We start from the raw sequence: 24,822 nt of genomic DNA on the forward strand, positions 1-24,822 counted from the left end.
AAGCTTAATTAGGCTTGCTTTCCTATGGTTTTCGTATTTTTTAAAGCGGCTTTTAGCAATTTTTTATTGTTCAAAAGGTTCGGATCATTAGGCGCGTACGACAACGCGGTCTCGTTATGCGCATAGGCTTCTTTTAACCGCCCGAGTTTGCCGTAACATGCTGCGAGCTGCAAATGGGGGAACCAGGTCCAGGCCATTTGATTGACGCCCAATAAACGTTTTTCCGGTTTTTCCAGCTTGATCGCCAGCTGATACCAGTTGACCGCTTTTTCATAATCGCCATTTTCTTGAAAATAGTATGCGATCCGGCACACGTAGTCGGCGCGCGGAACATCGCAGCTGAACGTCATGAGCAAAGCGTGCAGCTCCTGTTCTTTGCGGCCAAGCTCGCGGTGACAATGGGCCATCCGGTCGCAGCATTCCAGCTTAAGTTCAAAATAGGCTGTCGGATCGTCAATGATCGTTTGATAAGCTGCAATCGCTTTTTCTAAATTGCCGTTTGTCGTCAGTTCCGTTGCATATTGGAACAATTGCCGTCCCGAGAGTACGGCACCTCTCTCCAGCAGACCTTCATAAATGCGCAAATTGCGGCCCGTGCCGGCATGCGTACGGCCGTGGCACACCGCTATATCTGACAATAAAACCTCTCCGTTCACTTCAATACTTTCATGTACAGGATCAATCCATTGAAAATTGCGGGCACGCTTAACCAGCCGGTTTCGTTTGTACACGGAGGTTGGCTGACCGAGAGTGTCGAATGCGACATAGTAGTCCATACATACGGAATCGACCTTCGGGTCCAGTGTTTCTTTTAACCGTTTGAATTTTTGGACATCACGCTCTTGAAGCCAGTCGTCGGCATCCAGCCACAAAATGTAATCGCAGGCGGCATAGGAAAAGGAAACGTTCCGGGCGGCGGAAAAATCGTCGATCCAATCGAAATGAAAAATCCGATCGGTGTATTTGGCCGCTACCGCCTTTGTGTTGTCGGTCGATCCGGTATCGACGATGATGACCTCATCGACTAACGCTTTAACGGAGTTTAAGCATCTGTCCAGCACTTGCTCCTCGTTTTTGACAATCATGCATAGGCTGATTGTGATCATAAGATTTCTACCTCCGAAACAAGCTCCGAGTATGTTTGCGCCGCTGCAAGAAAGGTTGGCTTTCGGTCGCTGTTGTTTTCTGTTTTCTTGGATTCAATTGAATTCGTTGAAGAAAACCGAAAACAAAGGCGAACGCTAACGTTCCTACAGCTCCACCTTTCTCACCGCGGCTCCTTACTCGGATATGTCATCTCAAAACTTATATTTCAGTATATGGAAGCTTGTATGGCGCTGTTTGGACACTAAAACCACGAAATCAAATGTCCGTTTATTTTTGAAATACATATATTCAAACATAAACAACTGTGATAAACTACAATCAAGCAAAAACAAACAAAAGAAATGATAGATTCAATCAAACAGAAACGGCAGCGCCGTCCTTTGGCGGCAAGTTCTGTTTCGCGCAGAAATGTAGGCGTAGTATAAAAATAAACTTATACTTTCCTATATTTTAAAATCAAACATGAAACCGGAGGACTAATAAACATGGTACAAAGTTTGTGGGAACAATCAAAAGCATCGCAGCTTGACGCAGGACTCGAGCAGCTCGTATATCGCTCCAACATCATCGGCGCGGATCGCCGCGTTTGCAACTGGGGCGGCGGCAACACTTCCAGCAAAGTCGTAGTGAAAGATTTCCGCGGCCGCGACGTAGAAGTGATGTATGTGAAAGGCAGCGGTTCCGACCTTGCCTCGATGAAAGCGGGCAATTTTACCGGTCTTCGCATGGATGATATTCGCCCGCTGTTCGAGCGTTCGGAAATGCCTGACGAAGAGATGGTTGCTTATCTCGTAAACTGTATGATCGATTCCAAGCATCCGCGCGCTTCCATCGAAACGCTGCTGCATGCGTTCCTGCCGTTCAAGCATGTGGATCACACGCATCCGGACTCGATCATCAGCCTTTGCTGCGCAGATAACGGCAAAGCAGTTGCACGTGAAATTTTCGGCGACCGTTTCGTATGGGTGCCATATGTACGCCCTGGCTTCACGCTTTCCAAAATGATCGCTGAAGGCGTACTGGCTAACCCGAATGCAGAACTCGTGCTGATGGAGAAACACGGCCTGGTTACTTGGGGCGAAACGCAAGAAGAGTGCTATGCAAAAACGATTCAAATCATCAGCGAAGCGGAAGCTTATATCGAAGCCCGCGTTGATGAAGCGAAGCTGTTCGGCGGCGTGAAGCACGAAGCTCTTCCAGCGGACGTGCGCAGAAGCATCGCAGCGCAAGTCATGCCAACGATTCGCGGCGCAGTAAGCGACGCTAAGAAAATGATTCTTACGTTTGACGATGAAGCGGATGTACTGCAATTTGTCGGAGGCAGCAAATCGCCAGAGCTGTCCCAAGTCGGAGCGGCTTGCCCGGACCATCTTGTGCATACAAAAGTCGTTCCTTTGTTCATCGATTGGACGCCTAACGTTGATGACGTTGAAGGCTTGAAAGCGAAGCTGAAAACAGCCGTCGAAGCATATAAAGAGCAATACCAAGCCTACTTTGAGCGCAACAAGAACGAAGGAGACGTGATGTTCGAAGCGGCTCCGCGCGTTATTCTCATTCCAGGCGTCGGCATGATCAATACCGGCAAAAACTGGGCGATGTCGAAAGTGAGCGGCGCGCTTTACCATCGTGCGATTGCAGTGATGAAAGGCGCAACAGCGCTGGGCGATTTCGTATCGCTTTCCGAGAACGAATCGTACAACGTTGAATATTGGCCGCTCGAGCTTTACAAGCTGAGCCTTGCGCCGGCTGAAGCGGAATTCTCCCGCAAAGTCGCGTTTATTACGGGCGGAGCGGGCGGCATCGGCAGCGAAACGGCACGCCGTCTCGTATCCGAGGGCGCGCATGTCGTGCTTGCGGACCTCAATCTTGAGGGGGCGCAAAAGGTCGCTGCGGAAATTAATGAGAAATACGGTGAAAACCGTGCGATTGCGGTTAAAATGGACGTAACGAGCGAAGAGCAGGTAACAGCCGCTTATGCGGAAACGGCGCTTGCTTACGGCGGTGTTGACATTATCGTCAACAACGCAGGTCTCGCAACATCGAGCCCATTCGATGAAACGTCGCTGAAAGAATGGAACCTGAACATGAACGTGCTTGGCACAGGTTATTTCCTCGTTGCCCGCGAAGCGTTCAAGCTGATGAAAACGCAAGGCATCGGCGGCAACATGGTGTTCATCGGCTCCAAAAACTCGGTATACGCCGGCAAGAACGCAACCGCGTATAGCGCAGCTAAAGCGCTGGAAGCGCATCTTGCGCGCTGTATCGCGGCTGAAGGCGGCGAGTTCGGCATTCGCGTCAACACGATTTTGCCGGATGCGATCCTGCAAGGCTCCGCGATCTGGAACGGCAGCTGGCGTAACGAGCGGGCAGCCGCTTACGGCATCGAGCCTGACCAATTGGAAGAATACTATCGCAAACGGACGACGCTGCTCGTGAACATTTACCCGAAAGACATTGCTGAGGGCATTGCGTTCTTCGCATCGTCCAAATCGGATAAAACGACGGGCTGCATGCTGACGATCGACGGCGGCGTACCGGCTGCGTTTACGCGATAATTCAATAATTTGTGACTTTGAACTTGCATTCAAAGATCCTGATGTCAGAAATGAGGTGCGGATATGTACAAAGCACGCGGAGAGAAGCATTGGGTCATTCCGGACGGCTACATTCCGGAGACGAGCTCGGGAGCGTTGCTCAGCCATGAATCGGTATGCGTCCTGAACACATCGTCCGAAGAGGCGCTCCTGAAGTTCTCGATCTTCTTTGAGGATCGCGACCCGATCGAAGATATATTGGTTGTCATTCCCGCAAGACGCACGAAACATGTCCGCACGAGCTCGCTGTCTAAAGACGGGGTGTCGATTCCGATCGGCGTCCCCTACGCCATCGAGGTAAGCAGCGACATTCCGATTGTTGTGCAATACAGCCGCCTGGATTCGACGCAAGCGGAAAACGCGCTCATGTCGACGATGGCTTTTCCAGTGAAATAATGTTTGAAATAGAAAGGGTGTTGACCGTGACGGACCGCGCATACGCACTGTTCGAGGAGCAGCAGCAAGCAAGAGGCATTAACTTGGAGCAAGTGAAGCAGCAATTGAAAGCGCTCAAAATCGAGACACCGTCCTGGGGCTACGGCGATTCCGGCACTCGGTTCAAAACATTCCAAAAGGTAGGCGTCCCGCGCAACCCGTTCGAAAAATTCGACGACGCGGCGCAGGTGCATAAGCTGACCGGCCTTGCTCCGTCAGTTGCAATCCATATTCCTTGGGATAAAGTTGAAGATTACGGCAAGCTGAGAGGCCATGCGGAAAGCCTTGGCCTGGCAATTGGCGCAGTCAATCCGAATCTGTTCCAAGAGGAAGACTATATGCTTGGCAGCGTGACGAACGCAAACGCGGCGATTCGCCGCAAAGCGACGGATCATTTGCTCGAGTGCGTTGATATTGCCAAAGAAACGGGATCGAAGGACATTAGCCTTTGGTTCGCGGACGGCACGAACTATCCGGGCCAAGGCGATATCCGCAGCCGCAAACGCTGGATGCAGGAAGCGCTGACCGAAATGTACAACGCAATGACGCCGCAAATGCGCATGCTTATTGAGTACAAATGCTTTGAGCCGGCGTTCTACCATACGGATCTGGCGGATTGGGGCATGGCGTTCAACCTGGCGCAAAAGCTTGGTCCTCAAGCGGAGGTGCTCGTCGATACCGGCCACCATTTGCCGGGCGCGAACATCGAGCATATCGTCGCTTACTTGATCGACGAGCAGCGTCTCGGCGGCTTCCATTTCAATAGCCGCAAATATGCGGATGACGATTTGATCGTCGGCTCGATTAACCCTTATGAGCTGTACCTGATCTTCTATCAAATTTTGCTCGCCGGCAAAGATTCGGACGCTGGCGTTCGCAACACGGTCAACAATATCGCATACATGATCGACCAATCGCACAACATCGAGCAAAAAATTCCGGCGATGCTCCGTTCCGTGCTGAACGTGCAAACGCAATTTGCGAAGGCGCTGCTTATCAATCATGAAGAAGTTGCCGAAGCGCAAGCGCAAGGCGACGTGCTGGGCGCGGAAGACGCCGTGCGCCGCGCGTTCGAATTCGACGTAACGCCGCTTCTGCATGCGATCCGCGAGGAGCAAGGGCTGCCGGTTGATCCGATGAAAACGTATTTGACAAGCGGCTATGCCAAAGAAATTGCAGTGCGCGGCAAGGGCGGTGCCAGCTGGTGACCATTCTCGCGTATGATTTAGGCGCGAGCAGCGGCAGAGCGCTGCTCGGCCGCTTAACCGGCGGGAAAATCGAAGTGGAGGAAATCCACCGATTTTCCAACGATCCGGTACAGATCGGGGAACGTCTCCATTGGGACGTTCTTCGCCTGTATCATGAGCTGAAGCAAGGACTGCTCAAGGCGAAGCATCAGGGCGCTCGACCGCAAAGCATCGGCATCGATACCTGGGCGGTCGATTTTGGCCTTTTGACTGCGAAGGGCGAGCTGCTGGGCAACCCGTACCATTACCGCGACCGGCATACGGAAGGGATGATGGAGAAGGTTTTCGCTTCCGTTCCGCAGTCTTATATTTTTGAACGCACCGGCATTCAGTTTTTGCCGTTTAATACGATTTATCAGCTCGCGGCATTGAAGGAGGCCGGTTCGCCGTTTCTGAGCGGCGCAGAACGGTTTCTGATGATTCCGGATTTGCTCCGCTATTATTTGACGGGCGAGATGCTCAACGAATTTTCCAACGCAACGACGACTCAGCTGTACAATCCGATCACCGAGGGCTGGGACTCGGAGCTGATCGCGAAGCTTGGGCTGCCGGCATCCATGTTCGGTACGGTCGTACAGCCAGGCGCGCAGGCTGGCCGCCTTCGCGCATCCGTCAGCTCGGAGCTTGGCGTCGATTCGATTTCGGTTATTGCCGTAGCCGAGCATGACACCGGATCTGCCGTTGCGGCGGTACCGGCGCTGGATCGCCAGTTCGCCTATTTAAGCTGCGGGACCTGGTCGTTGATGGGGACGGAAGTTGATCGTCCCGTCATTAACGAGAAGGCGTTCGAGCTTAATTTTACGAACGAGGGCGGCGTAGACGGTACGTTCCGGCTGCTCAAAAACATTATGGGCCTATGGATTTTGCAGGAGCTTAAACGTGAATGGGATCGCGCAGGTGAGGATTACACCTTCTCTGAGCTCGTTGCATTGGCTGGCGAGGCAGCGCCTAACGCCGCATTTATCGACCCGGATGACGAGCTGTTCCTCGCTCCCGGCGAGATGAGCGTCCGCATCCGCAGCTATTGCGAGCGCACGGGACAGAAGGCGCCGGAGAGTCCGGGCGCAATTGTCCGTTGTATATTGGAGAGCTTGGCATTAAAATATCGGTATGTATTGGAAATGACCGAGCAGCTGTCCGGTCAGCTATTCGGCGGATTGCACATGGTCGGCGGCGGCATTCAAAACAAGCTGCTTTGCCAGTGGACGGCGAATGCGATCGGCAAGCCGGTATGGGCGGGACCTACAGAGGGAAGCGCGATCGGCAATATGGCCGTGCAGTGGATTGCAAACGGCGAGCTTGCGGATATTTGGGAAGCGCGCAAAGTGATTCGCGAATCCTTCCTGATCGAGACATACGAGCCCGAGGAGAAAGCGGCTTGGGAAGAGGCGTATGGACGATTCGTCGCGACAGCCGGTTTAGAGCTTTAATATATAGGTGATGGAGTGACTTTGCGATGCTGGTAGCGGAGCGTTACGAAAAAATTGTTCAACTGGTCAATGAGAGAGGCAGCATACGGGTCTCCGAGCTTAGCGAGCTATGCGGAGTGACAGAGGAAACGATCAGGCGCGATCTTGACCGTCTGGAGCAAACGGGTAAGCTTCGCCGCTCGCATGGCGGAGCCGTCAGCGTGAAAGAGCAGCAGCAGCCGGAAACGCCTTATGCCGAGCGTGAGATTACGCATGCGGATGAGAAAAAGCGGATTGCGCAGGAAGCAATCAAGCTCATTCAGCCGAATGACCGCATTTTGCTTGACGCGAGCTCGACCGCTTGGTATATGGCCTCGAACCTGCCGGATATTCCATTAACTGTGCTGACCAACTCGATTAAAGTAGCTGTCGAGCTGAGCGGCAAGGAAAAAATTCAAGTGATTTCAACCGGAGGCTTGCTGGCTTCCCGCTCGCTATCCTATGTCGGTCCGCTCGCCGAGCGGTCGCTGGACGCCTATTACGTCAACAAACTGTTTCTTTCCTGCAAAGGCGTTCATCTGGACAAAGGGATCAGCGAGTCGAACGAGCTGCAAGCGCGGATTAAGCATAAAATGATCGGCATAGCCGATCAAGTGATTTTGCTGGCCGATGCGAGCAAATTCGGCGTTCAAGCGTTTACGCATGTCGCGGATCTGACCGATGTGAATGCGATCATTACCGATCGGCGCATTCCGAAGGCGGTCGCTGACCAGCTTGCGGAGCGGGACATTTCGGTGACGGCGGTTTAACGGGCTTACTTCAATCATATAAAATAGCATTCATGATTAACGGGCAGTTCGGCTTGTTTGCGAGTAATTGCAGCGGCAGGGCTGCTCCATTCTTATAGCTCAACTTGTCTGATAACCTGATAATAATGCGAGGTGCATAGAGGTGAAGGTATCGTTGTTTATCACCTGTCTCAGTGATGCGATCTATCCGAAAGTCGGCGAAGCGATGGTCAGATTGCTGGCGCGCTACGGCGTGCAGCTTGACTTTCCGAACGTGCAAACCTGCTGCGGACAGCCGGCCTTCAACAGCGGCTATTGGAAGGAAGCGCGGGCGACGGCGGCGACGATTCTCGATGCGTTCGAGGACAGCGATTTTGTCATTTCGCCATCCGGTTCTTGTACGGGGATGATCCATCACTATCCGAAGCTGTTCGAGGATGACCCTGTCATGTTAGCCCGCGCCGAGAAGCTGCAGCGGAAATCGTATGAGTTCACGCAATTTCTCGTGCAAGTGCTTGGCGTAACGGATGTCGGAGCGAAGTTCCCACATAAAGTGACCTACCATCCTTCCTGTCACGGCACAAGGCTGCTGGGGGTTAAGGAGGAACCGATGGAGCTGATGCGCAACGTGAAGGGCCTTGAGTTCGTTCCGCTGCCTTATGCGGAAGACTGCTGCGGCTTCGGGGGCACCTTTGCCGTGAAGATGGCCGACATTTCCGGAGCGATGGTGACGGAGAAGGTCGACCATGTGCTTGAGACGGAAGCGGAAGTGCTCGTCGGTCTCGATATGGCTTGCATGATGAACATCGCAGGCAATTTGCGCTACCGCAACGAGCCGGTACGAGTCATGCATCTTGCTGAGCTTTTATACGAAGGGGTGACGCAGTCATGAGCACGGCCGGTACGAATCTGAAGACGGTGAAGGAGCGCGCGAATTTGGCGCTGAATGACGAATTTCTAATTAAAGCGGTCAAGTTCACGACAGAGCGGCTGCGCAACGGTAAAAAAGCGGCGACAGCGGAGCACGGCAATTGGGAGGAATGGCGCGAGCGCGGCAGGCAGATCCGTCTGCATACGATCGCCCATCTCGATTATTATTTGAACTTGTTTGCCGACAACGCGCGTGCGAACGGCGTTCATGTCCATTTTGCCTCGTCGTCCGCCGATGCGGTCAAAGTGGCGCTTGAAATCGCCCAGCATAAGCAAGCGAAAACGGTCGTTAAATCGAAATCGATGGTGACCGAAGAGCTGCATTTGAATCAGAAGCTGGAAGAGATCGGCGTCGAAGCCATTGAGACAGACCTTGGCGAATATATTATTCAGCTTGCCGGAGAAGCGCCTTCGCATATTATTATTCCGGCTATTCATAAAAACCGGTTTCAAATTGCCGATTTGCTGTCGAAGGAAGCGGGCGAGGCGCTCGAGCCGGAGACGTCGGTGCTGGCGGGCTTTGTCCGTAAAAAGCTGCGTGAAAAGTTTCTGGAAGCCGATATCGGCATGACCGGCTGCAACTTTGCGATAGCCGAGACGGGCTCAATGGTGCTGTTCGAAAATGAAGGCAATGCGCGTATGGTTACGACTGTGCCAAAAACGCAAATTACGCTCATGGGCATGGAGCGGATTATTCCTTCCTGGGCTGATCTTGAAGTCATGGCGACGCTGCTGCCGCGTTCGGCAACGGGACAAAAGCTGACCGCCTATATGTCGGGCATTACAGGACCGCGGCGCGATGCGGACGCAGACGGCCCGGACGAAATGCACATCATTATCGTCGACAACGGCCGCTCCAATCAGTTGGGCGATCCGGAATTTCAGGAGCTGCTCAACTGCATCCGCTGCGGCGCTTGCTTGAACGCATGTCCGGTATACCGCCATATTGGCGGTCATGCTTACGGCGGAACGTACAGCGGTCCGATCGGCGCTGTTCTGACGCCGGCATTGAAGAGCAATGTCGCGGAATGGGACGATATCGCGAACGCTTCGAGCTTGTGCGGCGCATGCTATGAGGCTTGTCCGGTCAAAATTCCGCTGCATGATATGCTCGTTTACTTGCGCAGACGCAAACAAGAGGGCGGACAAGGCAATGCGGTTGAATCGGCGGGGATGAAGGGCTTTGCTGCTGCGCTTGGCGATTCGAAGCGGTTCAGAGGACTGTTGCGCATCGGTCAGCTCGGCCAGAAGCTCGTCGTCCGCAATGGAGAGATTCGGACGAAGCTGGGTCCGCTGAAAGGCTGGAACAGCTATCGCGTAACGCCAAGCTTGCCGAAGCAGACTTTCCGTCAGAGCTGGAAGACGCTTGAAGAAGAGCTGAGACACGGACTGCGCGAGATCGATCCGGCCGCGAAGGCGCGGATGGAAGCGATCGTTGAGCAGCGCAATAAAGGAAACGGAGGCGGTCACGGTCATGGCTGAAACCTATGAAGCTTGGTTAAAGCAGATGGAAGCGCAGTCGCGCGCAAAGCAAAATGACTTCATGAACGATATCGCGAACAAGCTGAAGCGTCCTCGCGTGACGGAAGCGCCTAAGCATCCTTTCCGCGGCGCCCCCGATTTCTGGAAAGCGTACGAGCTGACGGAGGAAGAGCGCGTCGAACGGTTTACGGCCAATTTCAAGGCGGCCAGCGGCTTCGTCGAGCGGCTTTCGGATATGGAGGCAGCCAAACGATTCATTGCCGATAAGGCGGCGGAGTTGAGCGCGCATTACATGATCCGGCAAAATCAGCCGGAACTGAATGAGATGGCGCTTGAGCAGGCCCTGCCAGATGCCAAGGTATCGGTGTGGAACAGCGATTCGGAAGAGCATTGGAAAGCGCGCGCTGCGGAAGCGGATTTCGGCATCGTTATTGCCGACCATGCGGCAGCTTATACTGGCTCTGTAACGGTGCTGTCTTCCAAGGATAAAGGCAGATCGGTCAGCCTGCTGCCTACCGTGCTGTTTGTCGTCATTCCGCTGGAGCGGCTGAAAACGAGGCTCGGCGAAATTTTGCTCGGCTTCGACGAAGCAGGCAGAGAGCAGCTTCCAGCAGGCATTCACTTTATTTCCGGGCCTAGCCGCTCGTCCGATATCGAGAACGCGCTTACGATCGGCGTTCACGGTCCGGGCGTTGTGTATGCGCTCATTGTCGGATAGGCGGTGGCGGCACGATGCAAGTATCCAAGCTGACGAAGCGGAATCACTATGAAGAAATTACGGAGCAGATAAAGCAGCTAATTGCGGAGGGCAATTTGCGCATTGGCGATAAGCTGCCCTCCACGAAAGAGATGTCCGAACGCTTCGGCGTCGGACGCTCGACGACCAGGGAAGCTTTAAGCGCGCTGAAAGCGATGGGACTTATTGAAATCAAGCAAGGCGGCGGGTGTACGGTCATCAGCGCCGTCGCCTCCGAGATCGGACTGCCGGAGCTGGATTCGCTGCGGATGAATCGGAAGACGCTGCTGGAATTGCTGGAGGCGAGACAATCGTTCGAGGTATCGAACGCTTCAATTGCCGCCGTGAAGCGGACTGAGGAGGATTTGTCGCAGCTGCGAGATACTGTGACCGAAATGAAAAACTCGATCGGCGATGACGTCGAAGGCGAGCGCACCGATTTTCTGTTCCATGCAGCGCTCGCGAAAGCGACGCAAAATTCCATTATGATCCGATTGTTCGATTCCATTACAAGCCAGATGGAGACAGCGATCCACGAAATCCGCCGCGTCGAGCTGTACGCCAACCGTTCCGTTGCGGAGCGGCTGTACGAGGAGCATTTGGCGATCTTCGAAGCCGTTTCCGCCGGTGATGCGGACGCAGCTGCGCTATGCATGAAACGGCATTTGCATCATGTGGAGAGCATCTTGATGAAATATGTATAATGCGGATGCAGACCAACTGCCGGACGATCCGTGTGGTTGGTCGTCCAATTGTCACGCCAAACCTGCTAAAATTGCAGTTTTTCATTGTGTTCAAAAAAAACGTGCCCCGGCGATAAGCTTCTCAAATAGGCATGCTGACCACGATTTTATAAAATTGCAAAGGGCAAAGCTGTAACTTGCAGCTTTGCCCTTACTTTTTTTACCGCTTATTTGGCTGCAAGAAATTCCTCGATATACTTGAGCGCTTTGTCGGTGTTCTCGCTTGTGACGCGAATGCCGATGATGTAATTGTCTTTCGCGACAACCGGCAGCTTGCCGATCAGCGCGCTTTCGCTTACTTCTACGCCGTATACATGCTCCGTCGGATCATCTTCGGTTTTTTGCTTGTAGCCGACTCCGCTATCGATCGCTTCCTTCACTTTTCCCGTAGCCAAATCATCCAGGCTCATAAAGATGCCTTGCGGCGCGATCCAGTTGAACGTCGCCTTGTCAACAATATAAACGTCCGGCTTCTCGGTCGCCAGCACGACCATCGCTTTTTGCTGGGAGGCCATGTCCATTTGATCCTTGGGATCTTGCGGAACATAGATCAATTTGACTTTGAAACGCTTCCAATCGGGCAATTGAGCGAGCATCGCGGCTTCCAACTGCTCTTCGGTACCGTTGCCGCCATTGCCGTCATTAATAAAATATTCGCCAAGATACATGACGGACAGGTCGATCGGCGGCAGCTTGGCGAGACGGGCTTGCTCTGCGCGGTGATCCGTATACGCATTAATGCCGTAAATAATCAGCGCGAGCAAAACAATGCCGCCAAATACGTGGAGCTTATAATAGCGCCAGAAGTGGTCGGCTTTGGCAGCCGTACCGGCCATTTTTTTATATTTGCCGTATTCCTGCTCGTTGAATTGCTCCGCTGCCAGCTTATCCTCATACTCCAAAATATACCGGTACGCTTTCGTTACCGCTTCAAAATCGTTGCCTTCGCTGACCGTTTCGCTTCCGGAGCTTTGCTGCATCCGCCGGGAGCGAGATTGCCGCATCAGCGTCGTATAGCGCTTTTCAACTTCCTCTCTGGGAGCTTGATCGGGAAGGCCTAAAGTTTGGTACGCTTGCTGCAACTCGTTCAAGAAAGTTTCACCTCAGTCTATGTTTGAGAAGATCAATCATGTCTATCCTCTAGTATACAAATTTAAATGAGAGATTTCCAATCCTCGCGCGGAAGTTATAATTTGCATGGCGCAGACTGCGTGCAGGCTCCAAAACAATTGCTCGTATGGTATGATAGGAAAAAGCGCGAATGGGCTGGCAACAATCAGTCAATACATAGATTAACAGCTTAATAACGGGGGAAATTTATTATGTTAAAAGGCAAATCGATCGTGTTAGGCATCACCGGCGGAATCGCAGCCTACAAAGGGGCGGCGTTATGCAGCAAGCTCGTTCAGGCGGGCGCGGACGTTAAGGTCATTATGACGGAATCGGCCGCCAAGTTTATTGCGCCGTTGACGCTGCAGACGCTTTCGCGGCACCCGGTTTACATAGATACGTTTGAGGAGCGTGACCCTTCGGTCGTCGCGCACATCAATCTGGCGGACCAGGCCGATTTGATCGTCATAGCCCCGGCGACGGCCAATACGATCGGGAAGATCGCAAACGGCCTTGCCGACGATATGCTCAGCACGACGATGCTGGCGGCGACGTGTCCGGTGCTGATCGCTCCGGCGATGAACGTTCATATGTACGAGCATCCGGCCGTTGTCCGCAACCTGGAGCTGCTCGCGGAGCGGGGCGCAATGTTCGTAGAACCGGGAACCGGACAATTGGCATGCGGTTACGTTGCGAAGGGGCGGCTTGCGGAACCCGAGGATATTGTTCTTGCGGTGGAAGCTTTTTTTGCACAGGGCGATCTGCTGGCCGGCAAAAAAGTGCTGGTCACAGCGGGCGGGACGATCGAACGTCTCGACCCGGTTCGTTATTTGACGAATGATTCTTCGGGCAAAATGGGCTTCGCCATTGCGGAGGCGGCAAGAGCGATGGGCGCCCAGGTGACGCTGATCGCGGGACGCACCGCAGCGCAGCCGCCGGCTGGCGTCGAATTGGTCCGGGTCGAATCGGCCGAGCAAATGCTCGAGGCGGTAACGTCACGCTTCGATGCGGTCGATATTGTTGTCAAAGCGGCAGCCGTCGCCGATTACCGGCCGGTCAAGCAGCATGACAAGAAGCTGAAGAAAAACGGCGAAAGTTTAACGCTTGAGCTGGAGCGGACGACGGATATTTTGCAGACGCTTGGCCAGCGGAAAAAGGGCCAGCTGCTTATTGGCTTTGCGGCCGAGACGGAGCAGGTGGAGCATTACGCGATGGACAAGCTGAAGCGCAAAAACTGCGATTTAGTCGTAGCGAACGACGTAAGCGCGGAAGGCGCCGGCTTTAACGGCGATACGAATATCGTTCAGCTATTCGGTCCGGAAGGACTGATCGAATCGCTTCCGATGCTGTCGAAGCGAGAGGTCGGCCGGCGGATTATGGAAATTGCGTCTGATCGGCTGAAAAGCGCTTGCGCTCGGGGGCGGGGCGAATGATTGCCAAAGTGATCGTTGACGTTCCGAGCCGTCAGACGGATCGGCCGTTTGATTACAGCGTTCCTGCCGATATGGAGGATTGGATTGAGGTCGGCAGCCGGGTCGGCGTTCCGTTCGGCGGCCGCGTGCTGCAAGGCTTCGTCATTGCCTTGGCGGATACAGCCGATATCGACGCGAAGCGGCTGAAGCCGGTTGCCGAGCTGCTTGATCCGGTCCCGCCGCTGTTGCCGGATTTGATCGAGCTGGCGCAATGGATTAGCGATAAATATTGCTGCTCGTGGACGACGGCGCTGCAGGCGATGATTCCTGCGGCGTTGAAAGGGAAGGCGGAAAGGGTCATCAGCTTAAACCCGGAATATGAACGTGAAGGAACGGAAGGATTGGTCTCGTCGCTTCCGCCTGAATTTGCGGAATGGCTCGGCAAGCAGCAGCAAGCGAAGCTGGAGACGGTTCAGCAGCGTTTTCCGCTCTACTCGACGGCAATAAAAGCGGCGCTGCGCGAAGGCGCACTGCTGGAGCAGTCGTCGATCCGCGACCGGCTTGCGGTTCGCAAGGTGCTGACCGTATTTCCGCCGGAGCCGGAGGACCGCATCGCTGCGGAAGAAGCGCTGGCGGCTTTTCCGGCCCGGGCGGCGAAGCAGCGCGAGCTGCTGGCGTTCATGCTGGAGCGGGGCGAACCGATGCCGCTGGCCGCGATGCTGGCAGAGGCGGGAGGCTCGCCGGCGAGCGTGCGCGCGCTTGCGGACAAGGGGCTGCTCGGACTACATGAGGTCGAGCAGCAGCGCGATCCGTACGCCGGCCGCGATTTCAAGCGCACGGAGCCGCTGCCGCTGATGGAAGGGCAGCGGGCCGTATATGAGCGCATCGCCGCCACGGTAAGCCGCGGCGAGCCGCAAGTGATGCTGCTCCACGGCGTGACGGGAAGCGGCAAGACGGAAGTGTACCTGCAGTCGATCCAGCATTGTCTGGAGCTGGGCAAGCAGGCCATTGTGCTTGTGCCGGAAATTTCGCTGACGCCGCAAATGGTAGAACGGTTCAAAGGACGTTTCGGCGACGCGGTTGCCGTCATGCACAGCCGGCTGTCAAATGGCGAACGCTATGATGAATGGCGTAAAATTCGCAGCCGCAACGTGCAGGTCGCAATAGGCGCGCGTTCGGCCATTTTCGCACCTTTTGAGCAGATTGGGCTTATCATAATTGATGAAGAGCATGAATCCTCTTATAAGCAGGAGGAAAGCCCGAAATATCATGCCCGCGACGTAGCGGTCAAACGCGCCCGCCAGCATGGAGCGGCTGTTGTGCTCGGCTCGGCGACGCCGTCGCTGGAATCGTTCGCGGCGGCGAGCCGCCCGCCTGCTCCCGGCAAGGAGTCCGGGCTGCTGCCGATGCCTGGCCGGGTCGGCGGACGGCCGTTGCCGCCGGTCGACGTCATCGACATGCGCGCCGAGCTGCAGGAGGGCAACCGCTCGATGTTCAGCCGCCGCTTGCATGCGGCGCTGGCCGAGCGGCTGGAGCGCGGCGAGCAATCGGTGCTGCTTTTGAACCGGCGCGGGTATTCGACGTTCGTTATGTGCCGCTCCTGCGGTTACACCGCCGCTTGTCCGCATTGCGACATTTCGCTTACGTATCATCAGAAAACGCGGGCGCTGCGCTGCCATTATTGCGGCCATGCGGAGCAGGCGCCAAAAGCTTGCCCGTCGTGCGAAAGCGAGCATATCCGCTACTTCGGGACAGGGACGCAGCGCGTTGAGGAAGAGCTGGCGAAGCTGTTTCCCGGCATTCGCGTCATCCGGATGGATGTCGATACGACGTCTGAGAAAAACGCCCATGAAAAGCTGCTCGGGCAGTTCGGCGAGCGGAAAGCCGATGTGCTGCTGGGCACGCAGATGGTAGCCAAAGGGCTTGATTTCCCTTACGTGACGCTTGTTGGCGTTATTGCGGCGGACACATCGCTTAATTTGCCGGACTTTCGCTCTGCCGAGCGGACGTTCCAGCTGCTGACGCAGGTGGCCGGACGAGCCGGACGGCATCAGCTGCCTGGCGAGGTCGTCGTGCAGACGTACACCCCGGAGCATTATGCGATCGTGACGGCGCAGCATCATGATTACGACGCCTTCGTACGCGAGGAGCTGAAGCATCGGAGCGTTATGGGATATCCGCCGTTTTGCCGGCTGGCGCTTGTGACGCTGTCGCATGAGCAGCTGCCGCTTCTTGCTTCGGTCAGCGAGCAATTCGCTGCGAGGCTGCGGGATCTGGCCGCTGCGGAAGGCGTGCTTGGCCCGCTCGAGGGCGGATCGGCGCGTTCGCTTGACGTGCTGGGACCGGTCTCTTCGCCGATCTCAAGAATGAAAGATCGCTACCGTTTTCAAGTTGTGTTAAAATATCGTGGAAACATTGATGTTCCTGCGCTTCTCCGCGAAGCAATCGCTCCGTTTACGGAAGGTCCGCAGCAGAAGCAAGCGCAGTTCAGCGTCGATATCGACCCGCAGGTTATTTTATAAGCACGTTGCGCGATTTGCAGCGGAGGTAATGACAGATTGGCCTGTAAATGCAAACGGCAACGGCAAGGATTGCCCTATTATCAATAACGCTTTCGCGAAGCGTTATTTCGCCACATTCTTCCGTTGAGGGCTGAATAGAGCTGCGGAGCCGCGTTATATCACGACATGCAGCGTGTTTTTCGGTTTAATCGGTCTCATAACGCTGTGTCGACGTGCTATTACTGCTTATTTTGCAGATTTCGTAAAAATAACACTTTCGCGAAGCGTTATTTTCTCTAGAACTACTAAGCTAACAAACACCAAATACCCGTGAGGTAATAAAGGAAGGGAACTATATTATGGCTATTCGACTGATTGTAAAAGATCCGGATCCGGTATTGCGCGAGCCGGCAAAAGAGGTAACTAAATTTAATGCCAACCTCGCTAAGCTGCTCAAAGATATGGCGGAAACGATGTATGACGCAGAAGGCGTCGGCCTCGCTGCGCCTCAGGTTGGCATTTCGAAGCGGGTAATCGTTGTCGATATCGGCGATGAGACCGGCTTGATCGAGATGGTCAATCCTGTCATTGTCGAGCAGGACGGAGAGCAGTTCGGTCCGGAAGGCTGCCTCAGCATTCCGAATTTGAACGGCGATGTACGCCGCGCCGACCGTGTTGTCGTAAGCGGCCAACGTGCGGACGGAACGCCTTTTACGGTAGAAGCGAAAGGCTTTATGGCGCGCGCTTTCCAGCATGAAGTCGACCATTTGAACGGCATTCTGTTTACCGACCTGGCCGAAAGCGTCTATGACATTTCGGAGAGAACACGTAAAGGCGGCGAATAACGAAATGCGTATCGTATTTATGGGGACGCCGGAATTTGCCGTGCCGTCCCTGCATTTGCTGCTCGAGCAAGGTTATGAAATCGCCGCAGTCGTCTCGCAGCCGGACCGGCCGAAAGGCCGCAAGCGGACGTTGACGCCGCCGCCTGTGAAGGAAGCGGCGCTTGCGCTCGGACTGCCGGTGCTGCAGCCGGAACGGATGCGCAGTCCGGAAGCGGTTGCCGCTATTGCCGAGCTTCAGCCAGATTTGATCGTTACTGCCGCCTACGGCCAAATATTGCCGAAGGCGGTGCTTGAGCTGCCGCGGCTCGGCTGCATTAACGTGCACGGCTCGCTGTTGCCGAAATATCGCGGCGGCGCGCCGATTCAGCGATCGATTATGAACGGCGAGAAGGTGACGGGCGTCACCATTATGTATATGGCGGAAGGTCTCGACACCGGCGATATGATCAGCAAGGTAGAAGTGTCGATCACAGACGAGGATACTTCGGGCACGCTGTTTGAGAAGCTTAGCGCAGCGGGCGCCGAGCTGCTCGGCAGAACGCTGCCTGCGCTTATCGCCGGGGAGATTACGGCGGTGCCGCAAGCGGACGAGCAGGCGACTTACGCGCCTAACTTGACCCGCGACGACGAACGGATCGACTGGAGCCGGTCGGCGCGTCAAATTTACGACCAGGTGCGCGGATTGTCTCCGATGGCGGGCGCTTTCACGACACTCCAGGGCGAAGTGTTTAAAATATGGAAATGCGAAAATCCGAATGCCGGATCTGCGGCTGGTTCATCCGCTGCAACTCCAGGAACGGTGCTTGAAGCAAGCGCGCGCGGCATTGCGGTGCAAACCGGAGACGGCGTGCTGACGCTGCTCGACATTCAGCCGTCCGGCAAGCGTATGATGACTGCGGCGGAATGGCTCGCGGGGTCGAAGCTTCCTGCCGGAACGATGCTTGGGAGCGAACCGCAATGAGTGAGCAGATAAACGGTAAAGCAAACAAAACCGCGGCCCGCAACGGCGGAAACAACAGCCAAGCCCGCAAAGGCGGGGGTAACGGCGGACAAGCCAAAGGCGGACGCGCTTCCGGCGCGCCTAGCCAAGCGCCGCGCGCGAAACGGGCGTTGACGCCGCGAGAGCTTGCGCTCGACACGCTAGTCCGAGTGGCGGAGACGGGCGCTTACAGCAACTTGCAGCTTAACCGCGCCTTGCAGGACGCGCAGCTTCAGCGGGCGGACGCGGCCCTTGCTACTGAACTTGTATACGGCACGATTCAGCGGCAGCTCACGCTCGACCATTGGCTTGGCAAATTTGCCGCCAAAGGATTGCGCAAGCTGGAGCCGTGGGTGCATCAGCTGCTGCGCATGAGCGCGTATCAGCTGCTGTACCTCGACCGGATACCGGCCCATGCGGCGGTGAATGAAGCGGTGACGATCGCCAAACGGCGCGGCCATCAAGGCATCTCGGGAATGGTCAACGGCATTCTGCGCAGCATCGACCGCAATCGCGCCGAGCTGACCGTTAAGGCAATAAACGATAACGATCCGGTCGCGAGAATCGCGCTTCGCCACTCTTATCCCGAATGGCTCGTGAAGCGCTGGATTGACGCTTACGGCGAACAAACGGCCGAAGCGATGTGCGCGGCGGGCAATGAGCCGCCGCATGCGAGCATTCGCGTCAATCCATTGCGAGAATCGCGGGAAGAGGCGCTTCGCCAGTTGGCGGAACAGGGCATCGACGCGGCGCCTTCCCCGCTCGCTCCAGCGGGTATCGCCGTTCGGCGCGGCGGCAATCTTGCCGATACCGAAGGCTTCCGCGAAGGCCGCTGGACCGTCCAGGACGAGAGCTCGATGCTCGTCGCCGAAGTCGCTTCGCCGCAGCCGGGTATGGCGGTGCTCGATTGCTGCGCAGCGCCGGGCGGCAAGTCGACCCATCTGGCCGAATTGATGGGCGGCAAAGGAAAGGTGTGGGCAAACGACCTGCATCCGCACAAGCGTCAGCTTATTGAATCCCAGGCCGATCGGCTTGGACTTGCCAATATCGAAGCTATAACCGGCGACGCTTCGGCGCTCGGCGAGCGATTTGCAGCAGAGTCGTTGGACGTCGTCCTGCTGGATGCGCCTTGCTCCGGCTTTGGCGTTATTCGCCGCAAGCCGGAAATCAAATGGACGAAGACGGCGGGCGATGTCACTGAAATCGCAGCGATCCAGCGCAAGCTGCTGCAATCCGCAGCCGGCTTGGTTAAGCCGGGCGGCGTGCTCGTTTACAGCACCTGTACGATCGAGAAGGCGGAGAACGAGCAGCAGGTCGCTGCCTTTCTAGCCGATCATCCGGAGTTTCAGCTCGACGCCGAATGGCCGGAAGCGGTGCTTCAGCCGCTGCGGCAAGCGGGCGTGCTGGACGAGCGGTTTGACGGCCAAGCGCAGCTGCTCCCGCATCATTTTGACAGCGACGGCTTCTTCATCGCGCGCATGCGCAAACGCCCGTAGCCAGCTTGTAGCTGTGCATGGGCGTTTGTGGTAAAATAAATCATCAGCGGAGCGAAAGTCCGCGCTATATTAGAGTCAGGTGTGATAAAAAACGATGAAACCTATTATTTATGACTATACGCTTGAACAGCTTCAGGATTGGATGAAGGAGAACGGCGAGCCGGCGTTTCGCGGCGGCCAGCTGTTCGACTGGCTGTACGTTAAGCGCGTGAAAAGCTTCGAGGATATGTCGAACTTGCCGAAAGCGCTGCGCGACAAGCTGGAGGATCATTTCCAATTCGTGACGCTGACGGAAATTACGAAGTTTGAATCGAAGGACGGAACCGTGAAGTTTCTGTTCGGCCTGCATGACAACCATGCGATCGAGACCGTTATTATGCGCCACGATTACGGCAACAGCATTTGCGTTACGACGCAGGTCGGCTGCCGGATCGGCTGCACGTTCTGCGCATCGACGCTTGGCGGCTTGAAGCGGAACCTGACGGCCGGCGAGATCGTCGCTCAGGTCGTAACCGCGCAGCAGATGCTCGACGCCACTAACGAGCGCGTATCCAGCATCGTTATTATGGGCTCGGGCGAGCCATTCGAAAATTATGACGCGACGATGGCGTTCCTTCGCATTATGATTCACGAGAAGGGCTTGAATATCGGCCAGCGCCATATTACCGTCTCGACAAGCGGCATCGTGCCGAGCATGTATAAATTTACGGAAGAAAATACGCAGATCAACCTCGCGATTTCGATTCACGCGCCGAACGACAAGCTTCGTTCCAAGCTGATGCCGGTCAACCGCCGCTTCCCGTTCGAGGACGTTATGGCGGCTTGCCGCAACCATATCGCGAAGACCGGCCGCCGCATTACGTTCGAATACGCTTTGATCGGCGGCGTCAACGACCGTCCCGAGCATGCGCAAGAGCTTGCTGACGTATTGAAGGGGATGCTGTGCCACGTCAATCTGATTCCGGTCAACCATGTGCCGGAACGCAATTACGTGCGCACGCCGCGCGAGGATATCTTTGAATTCCAGCGCATTCTGGAACGCAACAAAATCAACGCGACGATTCGCAGGGAGCAAGGCCACGACATTGCAGCCGCTTGCGGCCAATTGAGGGCGAAACATATGGAGTCCACTACGAGGTGATGACGGTTGATAACGGCAAGCCGAAGTGACATTGGACGAATTCGTCAAATAAATGAAGACCGCCACTGGGCGGGAACGCTTGAGAACGGCGCGACGCTAGCCATCGTTGCCGACGGTATGGGCGGTCATCAGGCGGGAGACGTCGCGAGCCAAATCGCGGTCAATACGTTCCGCGACCGGATGGAGAAGTCTGCAGCAAAAGCCGGATTGACGGTCGAAGAGGGAAAAATGCTCATTCGACAGGCGATCGTCGGAGCGAATGACGTCGTTTACGACATGGCTTCCCGCAACGAGCAATATTACAATATGGGAACGACGATCGTCGCTGCGCTGCTATTGGATGAGCGGGCGATTATCGGCCATATCGGAGACAGCCGGGTTTATCAGATTGCGGAGAACGGCATCGTGCAGCTCACCGAGGATCATACCCTTGTCAATGAGCTCGTCAAATCCGGCCAAGTGAGCGCGGAGGAGGCGGCTCACCATCCGCGCCGCAACGTCATTACCCGCGCGGTGGGAACCGACGCTCAAGTGACGGTCGATATTTTGACGACGGATCTTGCGGCAGGCGACGTGCTGCTGCTCTGCAGCGACGGCTTGACGAATATGGTTAGCGACGAGCAGCTGCTGCGCACCGTTCAAGAGGATGGGCCGAAGCTTAGCGACAAAGCGGAGCATTTGATCCAGCTGGCGCTTCATGCCGGAGGGGACGACAATATAACGGTCGTGCTTATTCAAGCGGATAATAACGTCACAACCGAGGGGGTGACAACAGATGATCGGACATGATCTTGGCGGACGTTATGAGATTTTAACACGCATTGGCGGGGGCGGCATGGCTCTCGTTTACAAAGCGCATGATATTTTGCTTAACAGGAACGTTGCAGTCAAAGTGCTGCGCCAGCAATTTGTTCACGATGAGGAGTTTATTCGCCGTTTCCGGCGCGAAGCGCAGTCGGCGGCATCGCTCTCTCATCCCAATGTCGTGAGCATCTATGATGTCGGGCAAGAGGACGATACGCATTATATCGTCATGGAATATATCGAAGGCAATAATTTAAATGAAATTATACAAGAACGGGCGCCGCTGCAGACCGATGAGGCGGTGCGTATCGCCGTGCAAATTTGCGATGCGCTTGATCACGCGCATCATAACCATATTATTCACCGCGACATTAAGCCGCACAATATTTTGATCGGGAAGAACGGCAGAGTCAAAGTAACCGACTTCGGCATTGCCCGCGCGGTTACTTCTTCGACGATTACGCAGACGGGCTCTGTCGTCGGTTCCGTGCATTATTTTTCGCCGGAGCATGCGAAGGGCGTAAGCATGGGGGAGAAATCCGACCTGTATTCGCTTGGCATCGTTATTTATCAGATGCTGACGGGCAAGCTGCCGTTTCTCGGCGAAAGCCCGATCAGCGTAGCGCTCAAGCATTTGCAAGAGGAGTTTGAGGCGCCTAGACTCGTGAATCCGCATATTCCGCAAAGCGTCGAAAATATTATTTTAAAAGCAACGCGAAAAAACCAGTCGGAGCGTTACGATTCCGCGCACGAGATGCTGATTGATCTCGACAGTTGCCTTAAGCCGGAACGATTGAACGAGCCGAAAGCGACGTTTGTCAGCGACAGCGATATGGATGAGACGCGCGTTATGCCGGCAATCCGGGGCGATTTCCGTCCGGTATCGCCGGCTGTGCCGCCGCCTCCTGTGGAACGGCTGGAGCGGGAACGCTCGTCCTCTTCCCAGAAGAACGACGTTCAATGGAAGGAAGAAGGGCTGGCTGAGCAAAAGCAAAAGGGCTGGAAGCGCCCGACGACGATTGTGCTCGTTACGCTGGTTGCGCTCGCTTTGCTTGTTTGGGGTTTTTCCGCTGTGCTGAAGAAGCTTGACGTTCCCGAAGTGGACGTGCCTTATGTCGTAGGCATGCAGGAATCGGATGCCCGCGCCGCGATTGAAGCGAAGGGGCTGAAGGTCGAAGATCCCGTGACTCGCGAATTTATGGGCGATATACCGGCCGGTGAGGTCTATGAGCAGACGAAAGCGAATATGCGGGTGAAGCAAGGTTCGTTTATTCATTTGTCGGTGAGCGACGGCGCTGTGCTTGAGAAGCTCGCCAATTATAAAGGCAAGATGCTGCAGGCGGCGAAGGACGAATTATCCGCGCTTGGCGTCAATGTGGACGATTCGCTCGTTTTTGAAGTGGAAGAGGTATTCAGCGAGGAAGAGCCGGGCACGATCATTTCGCAATCGCCAGACGCCGGCACGGAATTCGATCCGAAAGCGGTCGAGCTGAAGTTTATGGTCAGCAAAGGTCGGGAAAAGATCGAAATGCCGAATTTGATCGGCAAGACAGTCGCCGAGGCGAAGGATGAGCTGAAGGCGCACGAGCTGGTGCTGAACGAGGATGATATTTTGTACGAACCAAGCTATGTTGTGAAAAAAGGGATTGTCATCGAGTCCGATCCTTATGAGCCTAAAGATCCGGTGTCGAAGGGAGCGAAGGTGTCGATTCGCGTTAGCTCCGGTCCGCCGGAGGATGCGAGGGAGCATCAGTTCAATATCTCGATATCCCCTGCCGAAGCCGGCAAGACGAGCGAAGTGAGAATTGTTTACACCGATGCGCGAGGCGACAATATCGAGTGGGGCAAAAGGCAGATTCAAGAGATGCAGACGTTCCCTGTAAAAGTCATTTTGTCGCCGGATACCGAAGCAAGGGTGACGGTATACCGCGACGGGCAATTTGTCGATTCGAAGACGATCACCTATGAAGAAATCGTGCAGGGCGCAGGCTCCTCAACACTGTCGATACCTGGCACGGAAATAGCGACTCCGCCTCCTTCTCCGAAAGAAGAGGCGGAGCCTGCCACAACGGAACCTGATCAGGAAGGACAGACAGATGGCGACGGAGAGACAACAGATGTCCAGCAATAATGAGCTAAAGGGACGGATCGTGAAGGCGCTTAGCGGTTATTATTATGTGCTGCCGGACGCCGATGCGGGGGATTCCGAGAACGAGGGGCAAGCAACTGTGCAATGCCGCGCGCGCGGCGTGTTTAAGAAGCGGGGCATTACGCCGCTTGTCGGCGACGATGTGGTATACAGCTTGACGGAGAACGGAGAAGGAACGGTGGAGCAAATACTGCCCCGTTCCTCCGAGCTTATCCGTCCGCCTGTTGCCAATATCGATCTGGCAATTCTTGTGTTCTCCGTAACGGAGCCGACCTTGAATTTGCAGCTGCTGGACAAGTTTCTCGTTCATATCGAGCATTCCGGAATCGAGGCTGTGCTTTGTCTCAGCAAGCAGGACTTGGAACGGGACGGCGAATGGACCGAGGAAGCTTCCGAAGCGGCTGCTGCGGTCAACCGGATCTATCGGGCTATCGGCTACGAAGTATACGGAACGAGCTCGCGGCGCGGAGAAGGAATCGAATCGTTTCACGAGCGGCTTAAGGGCCATACTGCTGTTTTCGCCGGCCAGTCGGGCGTAGGCAAATCGTCATTGTTAAATGCGATCGTGCCGGGCTTGACGCTGGAGACGAACGAGATCAGCAACAGGCTGGGCCGCGGCAAGCATACGACGCGCCATGTTGAATTGATCGAGATTGGCGGCGCTTATGTTGCCGATACGCCTGGCTTCAGCCAGCTTGATTTTGCCGAGCTGGGCATTGAGGATCTCGGCTATTGCTTCCGCGAAATGCGGGAGCTGTCGCCAGACTGCAAATTCCGCGCCTGCACCCATGTGCATGAGCCGGGCTGCGCCGTGCTGAAAGCGGTCGAGGATGGCTCGATCGCAAGCAGCAGACATCAGCATTATGTTGCCTTTTTAACCGAAATGAAAGAGAAAAAGCGGAGGTACTGACTGT

Annotated in this window: 20 protein-coding genes; 18 read left to right on the top strand and 2 right to left on the bottom strand. The window is 55.3% G+C overall.

Features of this window, described 5'->3' with window-relative positions:
• Nucleotides 1-8: 8 nt before the first annotated feature.
• Nucleotides 9-1,106: a glycosyltransferase family 2 protein gene (locus GOM71_RS12835; RefSeq protein WP_156281646.1), complete on the bottom strand. Its 1,098-nt coding sequence runs from the start codon at nt 1,104-1,106 to the stop codon at nt 9-11.
• A gap of 486 nt (nt 1,107-1,592) precedes the next feature.
• Between GOM71_RS12835 and GOM71_RS12840 the strand changes: the two genes are divergently transcribed.
• From GOM71_RS12840 to GOM71_RS12880, 9 genes are all read left to right on the top strand, one after another.
• On the top strand, nt 1,593-3,662 hold the full coding sequence (locus GOM71_RS12840) for a bifunctional aldolase/short-chain dehydrogenase (RefSeq protein WP_156281648.1): 2,070 nt from the start codon (nt 1,593-1,595) through the stop codon (nt 3,660-3,662).
• A 63-nt stretch (nt 3,663-3,725) separates the two neighbouring features.
• Entirely contained in the window at nt 3,726-4,097 is a 372-nt protein-coding gene (locus tag GOM71_RS12845; RefSeq protein ID WP_156281650.1) for a sensory rhodopsin transducer, read from the top strand.
• A gap of 26 nt (nt 4,098-4,123) precedes the next feature.
• Nucleotides 4,124-5,344 (top strand): L-rhamnose isomerase, encoded by a 1,221-nt coding sequence (gene rhaI, locus GOM71_RS12850; RefSeq protein WP_367649593.1) that lies wholly within the window; start codon nt 4,124-4,126, stop codon nt 5,342-5,344.
• Nucleotides 5,341-6,813, top strand: coding sequence for a rhamnulokinase (locus GOM71_RS12855; RefSeq protein ID WP_367649585.1), 1,473 nt, complete (start codon nt 5,341-5,343; stop codon nt 6,811-6,813). The genes rhaI and GOM71_RS12855 overlap by 4 nt, the downstream gene beginning before the upstream one ends.
• A 26-nt stretch (nt 6,814-6,839) precedes the next feature.
• Nucleotides 6,840-7,601 carry a DeoR/GlpR family DNA-binding transcription regulator gene (locus GOM71_RS12860; protein ID WP_156281656.1) on the top strand — a complete coding sequence of 254 codons (762 nt, stop codon included), beginning with the start codon at nt 6,840-6,842 and terminating at the stop codon, nt 7,599-7,601.
• 142 nt (nt 7,602-7,743) lie between these two features.
• Nucleotides 7,744-8,472, top strand: coding sequence for a (Fe-S)-binding protein (locus GOM71_RS12865; RefSeq protein WP_367649586.1), 729 nt, complete (start codon nt 7,744-7,746; stop codon nt 8,470-8,472).
• Complete coding sequence (locus tag GOM71_RS12870) at nt 8,469-9,992, top strand: LutB/LldF family L-lactate oxidation iron-sulfur protein (RefSeq protein WP_156281658.1); 1,524 nt, start codon at nt 8,469-8,471, stop codon at nt 9,990-9,992. Before GOM71_RS12865 ends, GOM71_RS12870 begins: the two co-directional genes overlap by 4 nt.
• The gene (locus GOM71_RS12875; RefSeq protein WP_156281660.1) at nt 9,985-10,710 is read left to right on the top strand and encodes a LutC/YkgG family protein; all 726 of its coding nucleotides are present in this window, start codon (nt 9,985-9,987) and stop codon (nt 10,708-10,710) included. The genes GOM71_RS12870 and GOM71_RS12875 overlap by 8 nt, the downstream gene beginning before the upstream one ends.
• A gap of 14 nt (nt 10,711-10,724) precedes the next feature.
• Nucleotides 10,725-11,432, top strand: coding sequence for a FadR/GntR family transcriptional regulator (locus tag GOM71_RS12880; protein ID WP_156281662.1), 708 nt, complete (start codon nt 10,725-10,727; stop codon nt 11,430-11,432).
• A 206-nt stretch (nt 11,433-11,638) separates the two neighbouring features.
• Here the strand turns inward: GOM71_RS12880 and GOM71_RS12885 are convergent, their stop codons facing one another.
• Nucleotides 11,639-12,562, bottom strand: coding sequence for a J domain-containing protein (locus GOM71_RS12885; protein WP_156281664.1), 924 nt, complete (start codon nt 12,560-12,562; stop codon nt 11,639-11,641).
• Between the two features lie 231 nt (nt 12,563-12,793).
• Between GOM71_RS12885 and coaBC the strand changes: the two genes are divergently transcribed.
• The 9 genes from coaBC (at nt 12,794) to rsgA (ending at nt 24,818) form a co-directional block, all read left to right on the top strand.
• Nucleotides 12,794-14,014 carry a bifunctional phosphopantothenoylcysteine decarboxylase/phosphopantothenate--cysteine ligase CoaBC gene (gene coaBC, locus GOM71_RS12890; RefSeq protein ID WP_156281666.1) on the top strand — a complete coding sequence of 407 codons (1,221 nt, stop codon included), beginning with the start codon at nt 12,794-12,796 and terminating at the stop codon, nt 14,012-14,014.
• Nucleotides 14,011-16,515: a primosomal protein N' gene (gene priA / locus GOM71_RS12895; RefSeq protein ID WP_156281668.1), complete on the top strand. Its 2,505-nt coding sequence runs from the start codon at nt 14,011-14,013 to the stop codon at nt 16,513-16,515. Before coaBC ends, priA begins: the two co-directional genes overlap by 4 nt.
• A gap of 338 nt (nt 16,516-16,853) precedes the next feature.
• The gene (def, locus tag GOM71_RS12900; protein ID WP_156281670.1) at nt 16,854-17,339 is read left to right on the top strand and encodes a peptide deformylase; all 486 of its coding nucleotides are present in this window, start codon (nt 16,854-16,856) and stop codon (nt 17,337-17,339) included.
• Between the two features lie 4 nt (nt 17,340-17,343).
• Complete coding sequence (gene fmt / locus GOM71_RS12905) at nt 17,344-18,300, top strand: methionyl-tRNA formyltransferase (RefSeq protein ID WP_156281672.1); 957 nt, start codon at nt 17,344-17,346, stop codon at nt 18,298-18,300.
• Nucleotides 18,297-19,814 carry a 16S rRNA (cytosine(967)-C(5))-methyltransferase RsmB gene (gene rsmB, locus GOM71_RS12910; protein WP_156281674.1) on the top strand — a complete coding sequence of 506 codons (1,518 nt, stop codon included), beginning with the start codon at nt 18,297-18,299 and terminating at the stop codon, nt 19,812-19,814. Before fmt ends, rsmB begins: the two co-directional genes overlap by 4 nt.
• 94 nt (nt 19,815-19,908) lie before the next feature.
• Nucleotides 19,909-20,955 (top strand): dual-specificity RNA methyltransferase RlmN, encoded by a 1,047-nt coding sequence (gene rlmN, locus GOM71_RS12915; RefSeq protein ID WP_156281676.1) that lies wholly within the window; start codon nt 19,909-19,911, stop codon nt 20,953-20,955.
• Between the two features lie 6 nt (nt 20,956-20,961).
• A complete protein-coding gene (locus tag GOM71_RS12920) occupies nt 20,962-21,744 on the top strand; it encodes a Stp1/IreP family PP2C-type Ser/Thr phosphatase (protein WP_156281678.1) in 783 nt (260 codons plus the stop codon).
• Complete coding sequence (gene pknB / locus GOM71_RS12925) at nt 21,731-23,890, top strand: Stk1 family PASTA domain-containing Ser/Thr kinase (RefSeq protein WP_156281680.1); 2,160 nt, start codon at nt 21,731-21,733, stop codon at nt 23,888-23,890. Before GOM71_RS12920 ends, pknB begins: the two co-directional genes overlap by 14 nt.
• On the top strand, nt 23,877-24,818 hold the full coding sequence (gene rsgA / locus GOM71_RS12930) for a ribosome small subunit-dependent GTPase A (protein WP_156281682.1): 942 nt from the start codon (nt 23,877-23,879) through the stop codon (nt 24,816-24,818). The genes pknB and rsgA overlap by 14 nt, the downstream gene beginning before the upstream one ends.
• The last annotated feature ends 4 nt before the right edge of the window (nt 24,819-24,822 follow it).

The sequence above is a fragment of the Paenibacillus sp. NEAU-GSW1 genome (genome assembly GCF_009737085.1).
Taxonomy (GTDB): domain Bacteria; phylum Bacillota; class Bacilli; order Paenibacillales; family Paenibacillaceae; genus Pristimantibacillus.

Bases quoted from the DNA above. Each gene is read 5' to 3' on its own strand.
- priA (WP_156281668.1), top strand. From the start codon at position 14,011: ATGATTGCCAAAGTGATCGTTGACGTTCCGAGCCGTCAGACGGATCGG.
- def (WP_156281670.1), top strand. From the start codon at position 16,854: ATGGCTATTCGACTGATTGTAAAAGATCCGGATCCGGTATTGCGCGAG.
- fmt (WP_156281672.1), top strand. From the start codon at position 17,344: ATGCGTATCGTATTTATGGGGACGCCGGAATTTGCCGTGCCGTCCCTG.
- GOM71_RS12860 (WP_156281656.1), top strand. From the start codon at position 6,840: ATGCTGGTAGCGGAGCGTTACGAAAAAATTGTTCAACTGGTCAATGAG.
- coaBC (WP_156281666.1), top strand. From the start codon at position 12,794: ATGTTAAAAGGCAAATCGATCGTGTTAGGCATCACCGGCGGAATCGCA.
- GOM71_RS12835 (WP_156281646.1), bottom strand. From the start codon at position 1,106: ATGATCACAATCAGCCTATGCATGATTGTCAAAAACGAGGAGCAAGTG.
- GOM71_RS12845 (WP_156281650.1), top strand. From the start codon at position 3,726: ATGTACAAAGCACGCGGAGAGAAGCATTGGGTCATTCCGGACGGCTAC.
- GOM71_RS12870 (WP_156281658.1), top strand. From the start codon at position 8,469: ATGAGCACGGCCGGTACGAATCTGAAGACGGTGAAGGAGCGCGCGAAT.
- GOM71_RS12840 (WP_156281648.1), top strand. From the start codon at position 1,593: ATGGTACAAAGTTTGTGGGAACAATCAAAAGCATCGCAGCTTGACGCA.
- rsmB (WP_156281674.1), top strand. From the start codon at position 18,297: ATGAGTGAGCAGATAAACGGTAAAGCAAACAAAACCGCGGCCCGCAAC.
- GOM71_RS12880 (WP_156281662.1), top strand. From the start codon at position 10,725: ATGCAAGTATCCAAGCTGACGAAGCGGAATCACTATGAAGAAATTACG.
- pknB (WP_156281680.1), top strand. From the start codon at position 21,731: ATGATCGGACATGATCTTGGCGGACGTTATGAGATTTTAACACGCATT.
- rlmN (WP_156281676.1), top strand. From the start codon at position 19,909: ATGAAACCTATTATTTATGACTATACGCTTGAACAGCTTCAGGATTGG.
- GOM71_RS12875 (WP_156281660.1), top strand. From the start codon at position 9,985: ATGGCTGAAACCTATGAAGCTTGGTTAAAGCAGATGGAAGCGCAGTCG.
- rsgA (WP_156281682.1), top strand. From the start codon at position 23,877: ATGTCCAGCAATAATGAGCTAAAGGGACGGATCGTGAAGGCGCTTAGC.